10 protein-coding genes and 1 pseudogene are annotated in these 15,119 nt (G+C 71.5%); 2 read left to right on the top strand and 9 right to left on the bottom strand.

The window, feature by feature from the left end; genetic code table 11:
* Positions 1–26: 26 nt before the first annotated feature.
* The gene (locus ACH5AF_RS01835; protein ID WP_398899314.1) at positions 27–1,766 is read right to left on the bottom strand and encodes a stealth family protein; all 1,740 of its coding nucleotides are present in this window, start codon (positions 1,764–1,766) and stop codon (positions 27–29) included.
* A 511-nt stretch (positions 1,767–2,277) separates the two neighbouring features.
* Here ACH5AF_RS01835 and ACH5AF_RS01830 point away from each other — a divergent pair.
* A pseudogene (locus tag ACH5AF_RS01830) lies at positions 2,278–2,405 on the top strand (excisionase); the annotation flags it as partial.
* Positions 2,406–2,796: 391 nt separating this feature from the next.
* Here the strand turns inward: ACH5AF_RS01830 and obgE are convergent.
* The 3 genes from obgE to rplU all read right to left on the bottom strand — a co-directional run bounded on the left by obgE (position 2,797) and on the right by rplU (position 4,967).
* The gene (gene obgE, locus ACH5AF_RS01825) at positions 2,797–4,233 is read right to left on the bottom strand and encodes a GTPase ObgE (RefSeq protein WP_398899313.1); all 1,437 of its coding nucleotides are present in this window, start codon (positions 4,231–4,233) and stop codon (positions 2,797–2,799) included.
* A 144-nt stretch (positions 4,234–4,377) separates the two neighbouring features.
* Complete coding sequence (rpmA, locus tag ACH5AF_RS01820) at positions 4,378–4,632, bottom strand: 50S ribosomal protein L27 (protein ID WP_215184494.1); 255 nt, start codon at positions 4,630–4,632, stop codon at positions 4,378–4,380.
* A 14-nt stretch (positions 4,633–4,646) separates the two neighbouring features.
* Positions 4,647–4,967, bottom strand: coding sequence for a 50S ribosomal protein L21 (gene rplU / locus ACH5AF_RS01815; RefSeq protein WP_015033583.1), 321 nt, complete (start codon positions 4,965–4,967; stop codon positions 4,647–4,649).
* 384 nt (positions 4,968–5,351) lie between these two features.
* On the opposite strand from rplU, the gene ACH5AF_RS01810 reads away from it, so the two are divergent.
* Complete coding sequence (locus ACH5AF_RS01810) at positions 5,352–7,379, top strand: glycosyltransferase (protein ID WP_398899312.1); 2,028 nt, start codon at positions 5,352–5,354, stop codon at positions 7,377–7,379.
* Between the two features lie 516 nt (positions 7,380–7,895).
* On the opposite strand, the gene ACH5AF_RS01805 is transcribed toward ACH5AF_RS01810, so the two are convergent.
* From ACH5AF_RS01805 to ACH5AF_RS01785, 5 genes are all read right to left on the bottom strand, one after another.
* Positions 7,896–12,098: a ribonuclease E/G gene (locus ACH5AF_RS01805; protein WP_398899311.1), complete on the bottom strand. Its 4,203-nt coding sequence runs from the start codon at positions 12,096–12,098 to the stop codon at positions 7,896–7,898.
* A 233-nt stretch (positions 12,099–12,331) separates the two neighbouring features.
* The gene (locus ACH5AF_RS01800) at positions 12,332–13,111 is read right to left on the bottom strand and encodes a TIGR03936 family radical SAM-associated protein (RefSeq protein WP_398899310.1); all 780 of its coding nucleotides are present in this window, start codon (positions 13,109–13,111) and stop codon (positions 12,332–12,334) included.
* 123 nt (positions 13,112–13,234) lie between these two features.
* Positions 13,235–14,485, bottom strand: coding sequence for a hypothetical protein (locus tag ACH5AF_RS01795; protein ID WP_398899309.1), 1,251 nt, complete (start codon positions 14,483–14,485; stop codon positions 13,235–13,237).
* A 177-nt stretch (positions 14,486–14,662) separates the two neighbouring features.
* A complete protein-coding gene (locus tag ACH5AF_RS01790; RefSeq protein WP_398899308.1) occupies positions 14,663–14,905 on the bottom strand; it encodes a hypothetical protein in 243 nt (80 codons plus the stop codon).
* Entirely contained in the window at positions 14,905–15,108 is a 204-nt protein-coding gene (locus ACH5AF_RS01785) for a hypothetical protein (protein WP_398899306.1), read from the bottom strand. The genes ACH5AF_RS01790 and ACH5AF_RS01785 overlap by 1 nt, the downstream gene beginning before the upstream one ends.
* Between the last annotated feature and the right edge of the window lie 11 nt (positions 15,109–15,119).

Raw genomic sequence — 15,119 nt, 5'->3', positions numbered from 1 at the left:
AAGGCCTCTCTCATGCGCTCCGTCTACTACTGCTTCTTCTCGAACGGGCTCGGCACCGGGAAGTACGCCTCGAGGAACGGCGTGATCAGGTCCTTCTGCTCCGTCACGTCCTGCTCCGTCGAGACCGTGTCGTTGACGCAGAAGACCGTCTTGTCGCGGTTGGCGAGCAGCCGCCCGAGCCGCGTCTCCGTCCACGGGTGCGTCAGGTCGAGGTAGGCGTAGGGCAGTTGGGACGGCACCGCACGCTGCGTGTGGAAGGCGTAGTAGTGGTGCAGCGACGACGCGATGGATATGTCGTCGATGCTGCGGAACCTACTCGCCTCGGTGTGCCGGTAGTCGGCGTCGAACTCGGACTCGATCTCCGTCAGCACACTGCGGCGCAGCGGATGCGGCATGTGCTTCATCTTCTGCACGAGCACGGCGCCGTAACGCTCCTCGATCAGGCGCCGATTGTTCTTGCCGGCCGCCGCGACCGGCGGGTCGTCGACGGTCCGCTCACCGAGCGGCACCAGGGCGGAGGACGGAAAGAACTTGGTGAGGCCGCTGGAGACGAAGAAGTCCTGCGGTGTCACCTCGTTGCCGAGCATCACGTCGTCGTTGAAGTACAGGAAGTGCTCGGACAGCCCGTCGATGTGGTGCAGCTGGCTCTCGATGGCGTGCGAATTGAAGGTGGGCAGCAGGTGCGGGGACCGGAAGATGTCCTTGTGGCTCACCACCTTCAGGCCCGGAACCTCGGTGTCCAGCCAGTCGGGCGTCTGGTCGTCGGTCACCAGGTGGACGGTGCGCACCCAAGGGGCGTACATGTGCAGGGAGCGCAGCGAGTAGCGCAGCTCGTCGCGGCTGAGGTAGCGGGCGGCATTGGCCGCCTCGGCGTGGTACCCCTCGCCGGAGAATTCGGCGCGGCGCCGCAGCCAGGCGGGGTCGGCACCGTCCACCCAGGTGTAGACGACATCGATGGGGAAGGTGACCTCGTCGGTGTGGACGACGGCCATCTCCGGACGGGTGGGAACCTGTGCGGCGTCGGCCGACTCCCGCGGCGCGAGACTCGTGAAATACGCCTCCGAGACGGTGACGCTCTTGCCCCGGACCGGCAGAGCTGCGGCAACCTTGCCGGGCCTCGGCGGGACCAATTCGCCCTTCTCCTCGTGCCAGAACTCGATGTCGCAGCCGTACAGGTTCCCGAGCGTCAGCAGGTGCGTGGGATCGGTGCGGTACCAGGTGATGCGCACGATGCCGGCGTCACGCAGCCGCTGCCAGGTGGACGTCTCGAAGCCGGGATGAGAGATCGCCGAAGCGGGACCGTTCCCCGTGACGAGCGTGACGTAGCCGGGAAGCCGGTGGCAGGCATCGGCGAGCGCCGCGAGGGCGGCGGCGCGATCCCGCTCGTGCACGGCCACGGCGGCGGCGGTGTCCGACTTGCCCCGTACGCAGAAGTGGTCGATCTGCGCCTCGGCGAACGCGCCCAGCACGGCGTCCAGGTTCGCGCGCCGGGCCTCGAGCGGGGTCACCCCCGGAGTGACCAGGGCGACCTTCGCCTCGCGGCCGACGCTGACGACGGCACGGTCAGGTCCGGAGGCAAGCGCCTCGTAGCGCTTGGCGACCCGGCCGCTGCGGAACCGCTCGGCGATGGCCGTGCCATGGGCGATACGCATCTTCAGCCGGCGGCGCACATCGGCGTCGACCTGCGAAACGATGGCCCGCCGCACACGCTCGGGGACGGCTCGGCGGTAGACCCCAAGCAACCGGGGCGCCTCGGGATTTCGCACTTCGGTCGACTCCTTGAACCTGATCCGTACGAATGGTGAACGTATCCAGTATGACGTGTGACCGGGGCCCCTCCTGCCGGACCTGCCACTACTGGGACGGCTGAGGGCGGGGCCGATATGGGCGGCGCGGTTGCTCCGCTTGGCGGTAAGTGGCCGGCTCTGCAGAGAGAGCATCCGAAACGTCTCACCGGCCTGGCCTGGGGGCGGGTCTCGCCGGCTGCGTACTGCTCCGCTCGGGCAGGACGCCGACGGCTCGTAGTGGTGGCTTGACGCCGGTTCCCCCTTACCGGCGCCACCGTGCTGCGGTGCGGGTCCCCGACCGCTCGACTCCCTCGCCGTCATGGTCATGTTCAACGCCTGGCAGACCCCGGGAGCTGTTCACCGCCTGGTACACCGTCGCGATGGCCGCCTTCGGCTCCGCTCCGGCCACCGGACGGCCACCGCCCGCCCGGCGCTGCTGACCTTCGGCGGCATCGCGGCGGCCGGACTCGTGAACAGGAGGTGACAGCCGGTGCGTGACGACGAACTCCTCACCGTTCCGAGGTGATGGCCCGCCTCAAGATCGGCCGCTCCGCTCTCCACGACCTTCTGCGCACCCGCCGTCCCGCCTTGGACGCGCGCATCCCGGCCCACGCCCTGGACTCAGACCACGGTCGGCGGCCTGCCGGTCGCCGAGTCGGTCACATCACGTACACACGAGCGTCAGCGGTGAGCCACGGATCCGCGGGACGGCGCACCAGTCATTGACACGGGCTCCGAAAGGCGACCTTGTCGGTGCCGGAGGGCGCCGTCGTCAGAGTCCGGACACAGCACTTCGCCCCGCCAAGATCCTTGGCGGGGCGAAGTGCTGTGAAGTTGCTGGGTTCAGGTCCGATGTCGGCCGGTCGGCGAGCGTCGGTACGGGTGGTGACGCGGCGTCACACCTGGACCTCCCAGGCCGGCACGCACAGACCATGTGTCCATGCCGGAAAGCCCATTCCCTGCCCCGGACGCTGCACCAGCGCAGCCCCGGGGCCGGTCTGGTACCCCTTTAGAACGGGTCGAAGCCCTCGAACTCCTTCTGCGCCTCGTCGCGCTCCGCCTCGCGGTCCCGGCGACGCTGCGCCGCCGGTCGGGGCGCCTCGAAGCGGTGGTCCTCGCCGCGGCGGCCGAGCATCTCCGCACCGGCCATCATCGTCGGCTCCCAGTCGAAGACGACCGCGTCGTCCTCGGGACCGATCGCCACGCCGTCGCCCGCCCGGGCCCCGGCCTTCATCAGCTCGTCCTCGACGCCGAGGCGGCCCAGGCGGTCGGCCAGGTAGCCCACGGCCTCGTCGTTGTTGAAGTCGGTCTGACGCACCCACCGCTCCGGCTTCTCACCGCGCACGCGGAACAGGCCGTCCTCCTCCTGCGTGACCGTGAAGCCCGCGTCGTCGACCGCCTTCGGGCGGATGACGATCCGGGTCGCCTCCTCCACCGGCTTGGCGGCGCGCGCCTCGGCCACGATCTCGGCCAGCGCGAACGACAGCTCCTTGAGGCCCTTGTGCGCCACCGCCGACACCTCGAAGACGCGGTAGCCGCGCTCCTGGAGCTCCGGGCGGATCATGTCGGCGAGGTCCTGGCCGTCGGGGATGTCGACCTTGTTCAGGACGACGATGCGGGGCCGGTCGTCCAGGCCGCCGTACTGCCGCAGCTCCTCCTCGATCACGTCGAGGTCGGAGACGGGGTCACGGTCGGACTCCAGCGTCGCGGTGTCCAGCACATGCACCAGCACCGAGCAGCGCTCGACGTGGCGCAGGAACTCCAGGCCCAGGCCGCGGCCCTGGCTGGCGCCCGGGATCAGGCCGGGGACGTCCGCGATCGTGTACACCGTCGAGCCGGCGGTCACGACGCCCAGGTTCGGGACGAGCGTGGTGAACGGGTAGTCCGCGATCTTCGGCTTGGCGGCGCTGAGCACCGAGATCAGCGAGGACTTGCCGGCGCTCGGGTACCCGACGAGCGCGACGTCGGCGACGGTCTTGAGCTCCAGGACGACGTCGCCCGACTGCCCGGGGACACCGAGCAGGGCGAAGCCGGGGGCCTTGCGGCGGGCGGAGGCCAGGGCCGCGTTACCCAGACCGCCCCGGCCGCCCTCGGCGGCGACGTAGGTGGTGCCCTGGCCTACCAGGTCGGCGAGGACATTGCCCTTCTTGTCGAGCACGACGGTGCCGTCCGGCACGGGCAGGACCAGGTCCTGGCCGTCCTTGCCGGAGCGGTTGCCGCCCTCGCCGGGCTTGCCGTTGGTGGCCTTGCGGTGCGGGCTGTGGTGATAGTCGAGCAGCGTGGTCACGGACTGGTCGACGACCAGGATGACGTCGCCGCCACGGCCGCCGTTGCCGCCGTCGGGGCCGCCCAGCGGCTTGAACTTCTCCCGGTGCACGGAGGCGCAGCCGTGGCCTCCGTTACCCGCGGCGACGTGCAGCTCGACGCGGTCCACGAAGGTGGTCATGGAATGCCTCCAGTGATGACGGGGGTGCCACCGGCGGCAGTGACGCCGGTGACGTACATACGGAAATGTCTGTCTCTCAACACACGAAAGGCGGACCCGCTTCCCGACCCGGGAAGTGAGGTCCGCCCCTCGCGAAAAAACCGATCAGGCGACCGGAACGACGTTCACGACCTTGCGGCCACGGTGGGTGCCGAACTCCACGGCGCCCGGCAGCAGCGCGAACAGGGTGTCGTCGCCGCCACGGCCAACGCCCGAGCCGGGGTGGAAGTGGGTGCCACGCTGGCGGACCAGGATCTCACCGGCGTTGACGACCTGACCGCCGAAGCGCTTCACGCCGAGCCGCTGAGCATTGGAGTCGCGACCGTTCCGGGTGGACGATGCGCCCTTCTTGTGTGCCATCTCTCCTCAGTCCCTTACTTCGCAGCCGCGGGGATGCCGGTGACCTTGATCGCCGTGTACTGCTGACGGTGACCCTGGCGGCGGCGGTAGCCGGTCTTGTTCTTGTAGCGAAGGATGTCGATCTTCGCGCCCTTGTGGTGGTCCACGACCTCGGCCGTGACCTTGATGCCGGCCAGCACCCACGGGTCGCTGGTCACGGCGTCGCCGTCGACAACGAGCAGGGTCGAGAGCTCGACCGTGTCGCCAACCTTGGCGGTGGAAATCTTGTCAACCTCAACGATGTCGCCGACAGCAACCTTGTGCTGGCGACCACCGCTGCGCACGATGGCGTACACGCGGATCTCTCTCTCGCTCGGAACGAAACCCCTGATGCCAGCCGCCCACACGGGCGCGGGCCCATGACGATCCGGAATGGACGAGCGGCCTCTCCCGGCGGACCGGGAGGGAGGTGCTCAGGGGTGGACGCATATGGAAACACGCCGATTGACAAGGTTACGGACCTGCCGTCGGCGGGTCAAACCGGCCCCGTTCAAACCTCATGTAGTCAGCTGTCACCGAAACGTGACGGCCACAGTGCCTCCACACGATGGGGTGGTTTGTAGGATCTTGGTGCGCCGACTTTCCTTGAAAAACACCTCAACAATGGCCATCGAGTCGACCGGGGGGGCTGCGCGTGCAGCGACCAGCGCTCGGGCTGCACGCGGAACGGACGACGAGCTTTGACCACGCCGGACATCTCGGTGATCATCGGCGCCTACAACGCCATGCCGTATCTGACGAAGACCCTGACGTCCGTCGTCGAGCAGTCGATCGGGCGCGACCGGCTGGAGATCATCACCGTCGACGACGGCTCCACCGACGGTACCGGCAGGGAGCTGGAACGCTTCGCCGCGGAGTACCCCGGCCTGTTCCAGGTCTTCCACCAGGAGAACTCCGGCGGTCCCTCGGCCCCCCGCAACAAGGGCCTGGACCACGCGCGCGGAAAGTTCGTCTTCTTCCTGGACGCCGACGACTACCTCGGCGAGGAAGCGCTCGAGCGCATGCTCGCGATGGCCGAGAAGAACCAGACCGACGTGGTGCTCGGCAAGATGAAGGGCGTCAACGGCCGGGGCGCGCCCGCCTCGATGTTCGTGCGCAACCAGCCCCGCACCGACGTTTTCAACTCCCGGGTCTACTGGGCGCTCAACCCCTTGAAGCTCATCCGGCGCGAGCTGATCGAGAAGCACGGTCTGCGCTTCCCGCTCGGGTACAAGACCTGTGAAGATCAGCTCTTCACAGGCATGCTCTACCTCAAGGCCGACGGCATCTCCGTCGTCGCCGACTACGACTGCCTGTACATCGTCAAGCGCGACGACGGCGGCAACATCACCACCTCCACGCGCGGCGCCGACAGCCGCATCAAGGTCCTGGAGCTGATGGTCGACCTCGTCGAAAAGCATGTCCCGGCCGGACCCGACCGCGACGGCCTGCTGAACCGGCACCTGTCGATCGACATGTTCCACGCCCTGATCCATCTGGCCAGGGAGTCCGATCCGGAGCTGCAGCAGAAGAACTACGAGCAGCTGCGCGCCCTGCTGGAGCGCTCCTACCCGGATTCGCTCAAGGCCGGGGTGAACGCGATCACGCGGCTGCGCTGTGAGCTCGTCCAGCGCGGGATGCTCCAGGAGTCCATCGAGCTGGAGAAGGTCGACCGCGGCCACCGCTCGAGCGGCGAGCAGCCCGGGATCCTCGTCGAGGGCGACCGGGCGTACACCCTGCTGCCGTTCTTCCGCGACGCCGAGCGCGGCATCCCCGACGAGATCTTCGACGTCACGACGGCGCTCGGGGACCGGCACCGGCTGGACTCGGTCACCATCGACGGCGGCGTACTGAAGATGACCGGTCACGCCTATCTCCGGCGGGTCGCCCAGGATGTGCCCAGCAGCACGGAGCTGGTGCTGCGCGAGCGCGACACCAAGGCCGAGCACCGCTTCCCGACGACGGTCGTGGCCACGCCCGAGCTCGGCGCGGGCAAGGAGGACGGCGGCAAGTACCGCTACCCGGAGGCCGGTTTCTCGGTCGAGCTCGACCTGACGAAGGCGGTCGCCGGCGGCCGCCTCCCCGAGGGGCTGTGGGACGTCTTCGTCGCCGTGCGGGTCCAGGACGTCGTCAAGGAGATCCGTTTCGGCCACAGGCGTCTGGCCACGGTCGACGCCAAGCCGCAGACGTACGTCGTCGCCGACGGCGAGGAGAACTTCGCCGCCGCGCTGTACTACACCCAGCCGTACAGCAACCTGACGCTCGACGTCGGCGAGAACAAGCACAAGGTCGCCGACAAGCTCCGCATCGAAGGCACCCGCTGGTCGACGACGATCCCCTCGCAGCTGGAGGTCAACGGCGGCTGGAAGCTCGCCGGGCTGCCGGCGGGCGTGCTGGGCGTACGGCTGGAGGACGACGGCGGCAGGTCGGTCACGGTGCCGGTCACCCCGGACGGCGACAGCGCCTTCACGGCCAACGTCTCCCTGGACGGCCTGGCCCCCGGCTCGTGGACGGTGTCGCTGTGGCTGCCGTCGCAGCGCGGCAAGGGCTGGTCCAAGCCGGCGGCGCCGCAGTCCGACCTGACGAACACGCGCTGGATCAGCCGGGGCGTTCCCCGCTACGCGACGCCGGCGAAGAAGCGCAACAAGCTGGTGCTGCGCGTGGGCCGGGTGGCGATCGTGAAGGCGGTGCTGAAGCGCCTGAAGGCACTGACGTCCGCGAAGCGCTGACGCGCGGGCCCTTACGGGCGGCACGTCGAAGGGCCCGTGGCCCCTGGGAACGGGGAGCGCCACGGACCCTTCCGCATCCCAGCGGTGCCCCTCCGAGCCCTGACGGGCCGGGACGCGCAGGGGGTGGACACACCGCATCGTTTCGGCCGCCCGGAGGGTGCAGAACGGTCGGGAGGCACCCACTGGGCAGGGCCGTGCAGCGACATGGGTGGCTGAGACCGGTCGCGTCCTGCGATCAGACGACTGCGCCTGCGGCTCGCGCGCGTGACCCGGTGACGGACGGAGCCTGCGATCCGGCGAACATCCGGGCCACGTGGCGAGAGAATCCGGCCAGGTACGCGGGCGGGCACCGTGTCGCTCGGCTGCGCGGGGCCGCGAACCATGTGTGGCGCGTGCCGCGGGCCTCTCCGCAGTACGGAGGGTCACGCGGCCCCGCGGCGGCGACGAGCCGGCCGGAGGACATACGACGCGGCCCGGCCCCCGTGGAACAGGGGCCGGGCCGCGTCGTATGGGTGGCTAGTCCTCGGACGTGGTCGCCGAGACCGACGCGGACGCCTGGTCGGCGGCCACCGTCTTCTTCGAGACCTTCTTCGCGGCCGTCTTCTTCGCCGTCGTCTTCTTCGCGGCCGTCTTCTTGGCCGCAGCCTTCTTCGCCGTGGCCTTCTTTGCCGTCTTGCGGACTGCCTTCTTGGCCACCGGTGCCTCGGCCTCCGCCGGCTCCGGCTGCGGCTCGGCCGCCTTGGGCTCGGCGGGGACCACGACGATCGCGGCCTCCTCGGCGCCCGACGGCGAACCGGCCGGGGCGGTGACCTTGCGGGTCACCCGGCGGCGGGCACGCGGCGGAGCCGCGACCGGGGCCTCCTCGGCAGCGACCGCGGGGACCTCGGGCTCGGACACCGGCGCCACCGGTGCCACTGTCACCTCGGCCGGCGCCGGGGAACCGGCCGGAGCCGACACCTTACGGGTGACGCGACGGCGCGTACGGCCCGCGGGAGCCGCCTCCACCACCTCGGCCGCCACCGGAGCCTCGGGCTCTGGCGCAGCGACCGGCTCGGGCGCAGCCACAGCAGGCTCCGCCGTCTTCGGCGCACCGGCCGGGGCCGACACCTTGCGGGTCGCCCTGCGGCGGCCACGGCCGCGCGAGGCGGCGGCCTCGGCCTCCGCGATGCTGCTGTACAGCTCCTCGTCCGGCGCGAACGCCGGCTCCTCGAGCGCCACAGGCGCGGCCGCCTCCGCGGCGACCTCCGCCTCGGTCTCGATCTCCGGCTCCGCCGGCTCGGCCAGCGGCTCGACGTGCTCGTGCTCCACAGCGGCACCGCCGCGGCCACGCTTCTTCGCACGCTTGCCACCACCGCCACCGACGGCGGACGGCTGCTCCATGTGCACGATCACGCCACGGCCGTTGCAGTGGACACAGGTCTCCGAGAACGACTCCAGCAGACCCTGGCCGACCCGCTTGCGGGTCATCTGCACCAGGCCCAGCGAGGTCACCTCGGCCACCTGGTGCTTGGTCCGGTCGCGGCCCAGGCACTCCAGGAGCCTGCGCATGACCAGGTCCCGGTTGGACTCCAGCACCATGTCGATGAAGTCGACGACGACGATGCCGCCCAGGTCGCGCAGCCGCAGCTGGCGCACGATCTCCTCGGCCGCCTCCAGGTTGTTCCTGGTGACGGTCTCCTCGAGGTTGCCGCCCTGGCCGGTGAACTTGCCGGTGTTGACATCGATCACGACCATGGCCTCGGTCTTGTCGATCACCAGCGAGCCGCCGCTCGGCAGCCAGACCTTGCGGTCCAGGGCCTTCATCAGCTGCTCGTCGATCCGGTTGGCCGCGAAGACGTCGACCTCGCTGGTCCACCGCTGCAGGCGGTCGGTCAGGTCGGGCGCCACGTGCGAGACATAGCCGTGGATGGTCTCCCACGCCTCGTCACCGCTGACGACGACCTTGGAGAAATCCTCGTTGAAGATGTCGCGGACGACCCGGACGGTCATGTCCGGCTCGCCGTAGAGCAGCGTCGGCGCGTTGCCGTTCTTCGACTTCTTCTGGATCTCCTCCCACTGCGCCTGCAGACGCTCGACGTCACGGCGCAGCTCGTCCTCGCTCGCGCCCTCGGCGGCGGTGCGCACGATGACACCCGCGTCCTCGGGGACGATCTTCTTGAGGATGGTCTTCAGCCGGGCGCGCTCGGTGTCGGGCAGCTTGCGGCTGATGCCGGTCATCGAGCCCTCGGGCACGTAGACCAGGTAGCGGCCGGGCAGGGACACCTGGCTGGTCAGCCGGGCGCCCTTGTGACCGATCGGGTCCTTGGTGACCTGGACCAGCACGGACTGGCCGGACTTGAGGGCGGCCTCGATACGGCGCGGGCCGCCCGCCATGCCCAGCGCCTCGAAGTTCACCTCGCCCGCGTACAGCACGGCGTTGCGGCCCTTGCCGATGTCGACGAAGGCGGCCTCCATCGACGGCAGGACGTTCTGGACCTTGCCCAAGTAGACGTTGCCGACGTAGCTGGTGGCCTGCTCCTTGTTGACGTAGTGCTCGACGAGCACGTTGTCCTCGAGGACGCCGATCTGGGTGCGCTCGCCGCTCTGGCGGACGACCATCACCCGCTCGACGGCCTCGCGGCGGGCCAGGAACTCCGCCTCGGTGATGATCGGCACCCGGCGGCGGCCCTGCTCGCGGCCCTCGCGGCGGCGCTGCTTCTTGGCCTCCAGACGGGTCGAGCCCTTGATGGACTGGACCTCGTCGCTCGGCTCCTCCTTCTTGCGGGGCTCACGGACCTTGACGACCGTGCGCTCGGGGTCGTCCGCGCCCGTCTCGCCCTCCCCGGCGGCCTCACCGCTGCGACGGCGGCGACGGCGACGGCGACGGCTGCTGCTGGTCCCGGCGGCGGACGGCGTGCCCGCCTCGGCCTCTTCCTCGTCCTCCTCGTCCGCTTCCTCTTCGGCGGCCTCGGCCTCTTCGGCGGCCTCCTCCGCGGACTCGTCCATGTCGGCGGCCTCACCGCGACGGCGGCGACGGCCCCCGCGACGACGACGGCGCGATGGCCGGTCCTCGTACTCGTCGGACTCCTCGGCCTGCGCGGCCTCCGCCTCCTCGGGCTCCGCCTCTTCCTCGGCCGGGACGGCCTCGGCGGCGGGGGCGGGGGCGGGGGCGGCGGGGGCCTCGACGGGCTCGGCGGCCTCACCGCGACGGCGACGGCGACGGCGACCGGCGGGCTGCTCAGGAGCAGCGGTCTCGACGACCGTCTCGACGGACTCCTCGTCCGCCTCCGGCTCCGGACCGCTCGCGGCCGCGGCGGCAGCGGCGGCAGCCGTCTCCGGCGTCTGGAACATCGGCTCCGTGAAGACCGGGGCCTGGAAGGTGGGCACGGCGGGGCGGGCACGGCGGCCTCGGGCGGGAGCCGCGGCCTCCTCGGCCTGCGCCGCGGCCCGCGGCTGAGCGGTGAACTCCGGCGTCGCGGCGCGCCGACGGGTGCGGCCACGAGTGGCGGCCTTCTCCGCGGCGGCGACCTCCGCCTCCTCGGCGGCGATCTGCTCGACCGCGCTCTCGGGCAGGCTCTCGCCCGCCTCGGCGGTGTCCTCGACGGACACCACGGCGGCCGGGGCGCCTGCGGGCGCGGTGGCCTTGCGGGCCGCCCTGCCCTTGCGCGGGCCGGGCGCGGCCGTCTCGGCCTCGGCCTCTTCGCCGGCGGTCGCCTGCGGCGCACCCGCAGGGGCGGACGCACGACGGCGGCGACGCGACGTGACAGCCTCGGCGGCCTCCGGCTGGGCGGCCTCGGGCTCGGCGGCCTGCGCCGACGGAGCGGCGGCAGCGGCCTCGACGGTCTCGGGGGCGCCGGCCGGAGCGGTCGCCTTGCGCACCGCACGACGGCGGGTCCGCGGCTCGGGCGCCTCGGCCTCGGCGTCCGCGGCCGGCGCGGCGATCTGCGAGATCTCCGCCTCCTCGCTCTCCGCGACCTGCGGTGCACCGGCCGGAGCCGTCGCCTTGCGCGCGGCCCGGCGGCGGGTACGCGGGGCGGGTGCCTCGGCCTCGTCGCTCTCGGCCACCACGGCGGACACTCCCGCCACGGCGGGGACCACGGCCTGCGCGGCCTCCGCCTGGGTGGGCGCGGCGGCGGGTGCTTCGACGGCCTTGGGAGCCCCGGCGGGAGCGGACGCCCGGCGGCGCGCACGGCGCGGGGCGGCGGTCTCGGCGACGACCGGCTCGGCTGTCTCCTCGGCCTCGGAGGTCTCGTCGGCCTCGACGCCCTCCTCGGTCTCCAGGGCGTCGGCGGCCTCGGCCTGTACGGGGCCGGCGGCGGGCGCACCGGCAGGCGCGGTGGCCTTGCGGGCGGCGCGGCGTCGCGTACGTGGCGCGGCCGTCTCGTCGGACCCGGCCTCGGCCGGCTCCGCCGTCTCGGGCGCACCCGCCGGAGCGGTCGCCTTGCGGGTCGCACGACGACGGGTCCGCGGCGCGGGCGCCTCGTCTGCGGGCGCCTCGTCTGCGGGCGCCTCGGCTGCGGCCGGCTCGACGCTCTCGGTGGTCACGGCAGCGGCCGCGACAGGTGCGGGCGCGGCCTGAACGACCTCGGTCACCGCGGCGGTGTCATCCGCCGCGGCAGCGCTCGGCGGGCCCGCCGGACGCGACGCGGCGCGGCGCCTGCGCGGGGGCAGCGTGTCGCTGGGTGTGGCGTGTTCTTGGTTGTTGTTCCCGGCGGTGCCGGGTTCGGTCGGCTCGAGCATGCGGGCGTTTCTCCCGTCGCGCTCCCGGGCGCCGCGCCTTGTCCGGTCCGGCTGCGGCCCGCGTGATGTGCGCGGTGCCGCCGTCCGGGGCGCGGGCGCCGCACGGGAGCTGATGTCTGGCTCGCCGGTTCCGTACGCGATGTACGTACGGCCTGGCGAAAGTCTCCTGTGTCAATGCGCGGCCCGTCTCAGGTGGCTCCCGAGTGTCCAGAGCCGCGCTACGACGACCGTCCTTACGCGGCGGGACCTTCCGGCGCCGTCGCAGGGGCTGTCCCGGCGGCCATGGATGGAGCGGCCGGGGCTGCCTCGCGGTCGGGCGCGAGCGGGTCGGTCACCGTGCCGGACTCCTCGTCGAAGAGCCCCTGCGCCAGCCTGGTCACCGCTGCGGGGACCGGCGGCGCCAGGTCGGCCACAGCTCGGAGACCGGACAGGACGTCGTCGGGTCGCACGGCAGGTGTTACGTGCCGAACAACCAGCCGCAGTATCGCACAGGGGCCCTCTCCTGGCCTATCAGGCTGTGGACCATCCGCCTGCAGGTCCGCTACGGCACTGCGGGCGTCGAAGGTCCGGATGCCGTTCTTCGTCTTCCGCTGGACCTCCACGGTCCCGGCGGCGAGGAACGCGGCAACGGCACTCTCGGCGGCCTCGGGCTCGACCCCGTCCAGCCGCAGCTCCCACACGGATGCGGTGAGCCGGTCGGCGAGTCCGGAGGTGCGGGCCTCCACGGCGTCGATGATGTCGAGCCCGTCCGGCAGCGACTCGTCGAGCAGCTGGCGCAGCTTGTCGGGGTCGCGGTGCTCGGTGAGGGCGATCTCCAGATACTCGGCCTCGCTGCCTGTGCCGGTGGGTGCGGCATTGGCGTACGACACCTTCGGGTGCGGGGTGAAGCCCGCCGAGTACGCCATGGGCACCTCGGCGCGCCGCAGCGCCCGCTCGAAGGCGCGCTGGAAGTCACGGTGGCTGGTGAACCGGAGGCGGCCGCGCTTGGTGTAACGCAATCGGATGCGCTGCACCGCGGGTGCGGGCGGCGGGCCTTCGGGCTGTCGCTTGCCCAGTGGTTCTTCTCCTCGGTGCGGAGCGGCGCGGGTGGCGCGCCGCCCTCGGACGTGCGGGGGGTTCCCTCGGGGCCGGCCGGCTCACCCCTGCTTTCGCAGGGAGATCTCGGTCTCGGCCGCCGCGCCGGGAACGGTCTGTGGTTGTTGCGTATCTCCCAGGTTACGCGCACGCCGCACCGTGCCCGTCATGGGCGTGACGGGCGCCGGATGCGCCGTCCCGCCGCCCAGGGCGCGCCATGCGTCGCGGCGTGCCCGGCGCAGCGTCTCGCGGGCCGCGGCGAACGCGGCGCGCGCGGTCCGGCCCGTCTCGACGGCCGCCCGCTTGACCGGGTGCCAGAGGGCGTCGCGCACGAAGTGCCCGACCGGGGTGCACACGGTGCGGTAGAACCAGCGCCCCGGGCGGCCCGCGAGGTTCCAGGCGAGCCACTTCAGCGCCCGGCCGACGGCGCGCGACACATACCCGGCGGCCTGCCATGCGAGCCGGAGGGCGGCGACGGTCTCCCGGGCGATCGGCGCGAGGACGTAGCGGTGAACCCAGAGCAGCGGCGCGACCAGCAGGTTCGTCACCGCCCACACAACGCTCCGGCCCAGCGGGGTCAGCACATACCGGTAGAGCCACCCGGCCGGCACGACCAGCCCGTACGTCACCACCGGCACCACCACGTACCGCCACAGCGCCACCCACGGCCACACGAACAACGCCTTGCCGAGCAGGCGCAGCGCGGCCACGACGCCGCGGCCGAGCGGGGTCAGTACGTACCGGTTGATCCACACCAGGGGGCCGACCAGCAGATGGGTGACGACCCACGCGATGCCCCGGCCCAGTGGGGTCAGGACATGGCGGTGGATCCACACCAGGGGAGCGACGAGCAGGTTCGACACCATCCACACCAGCGGTGCGACCAGCAGATTCGCCACTGCCCACACAACGCCCCGGCCCAGCGGGGTCAGCACATACCGGTAGAGCCACCCGGCCGGCACGACCAGCCCGTACATCACCACCGGCACCACCACGTACCGCCACAGCGCCACCCACGGCCACACCAACAACGCCTTGCCGAGGGGGATCAGCAGATACCGCAGGACGGCCCGGCCGGTCCAGGCGAGCGCGCGGCCGAGCGGGTGCAGGAGCATCCGGTGCAGCGTCTGTCCGCAGACGACGAGCACGTCCCAGACGATGCGCACCGGGACGACCAGGAGCACAACGACGATCCGCAGCGGAATCCTGATGAGCTGCGCCAGACACCCGTCCCCGGGTTCGTACTCCTTGACCGCGCCGTACTGCCGCTGCCCACCCGCCGTCGGCGGCTTCTCGCACTCCATGTCGGTCATGACGCACGGCGGACCAGTACGGATCCGTTGTTCCCGCAGGTCTTTCCCGACGAGGGACGCACGAAGGCCCAGCCCAGGGGCTCCCCTGTGGCCGGGCCGTGTCCCGAAATCGCCTGGGCCGTACGCTACTTGACGACGGTCAGCGGCAGCAGCTTCTTGCCGGTTGCTTGCCGTCCCTCAGTGCGCCGGGGGTCTGTCTTTTTCGGCCCGCACCACCATGGCGAACGACGTGCAGATCCGCCGAAAGCCGCGATGGTTGCTCAGGCCGGTATGGCTCATGCACTCGACATCGACCGCCGCACTGTCAGGCGAAGGCTCTGCCTTCCACTTGCAGTGCAGGCACTCCGCTTCGAAGGCCACGTCCGTGTCCGGATGCCGCGTGATCCGGTGTGTCACGAACCGCAGTACCGTGCGAGCCATCACTCGGCCCCGTGGGCTTCCCGGATGTGCGTGCGGAGCACGACGTTCGCGTCCGTCGCCTTCGAGTAGTCGCCGACCGATCGGGCGTTGGCTCGGGTCACGGCGACGCCGAGGCACTGCCGACAGCCCGCGACGGGGTCCGGGTCTCCCTCCGGAAGGGTCAGGTTCACCGGCCCTGCCATCGTCGTCTTGGGTGTGCTCATCCGTGCGACCT

It is taken from the genome of Streptomyces sp. NPDC018833 (genome assembly GCF_044390825.1).
Lineage (GTDB): Bacteria > Actinomycetota > Actinomycetes > Streptomycetales > Streptomycetaceae > Streptomyces.
Note: the sequence above shows the minus strand (reverse complement) of the source record. Positions and strands in the feature narration are given on the sequence as shown.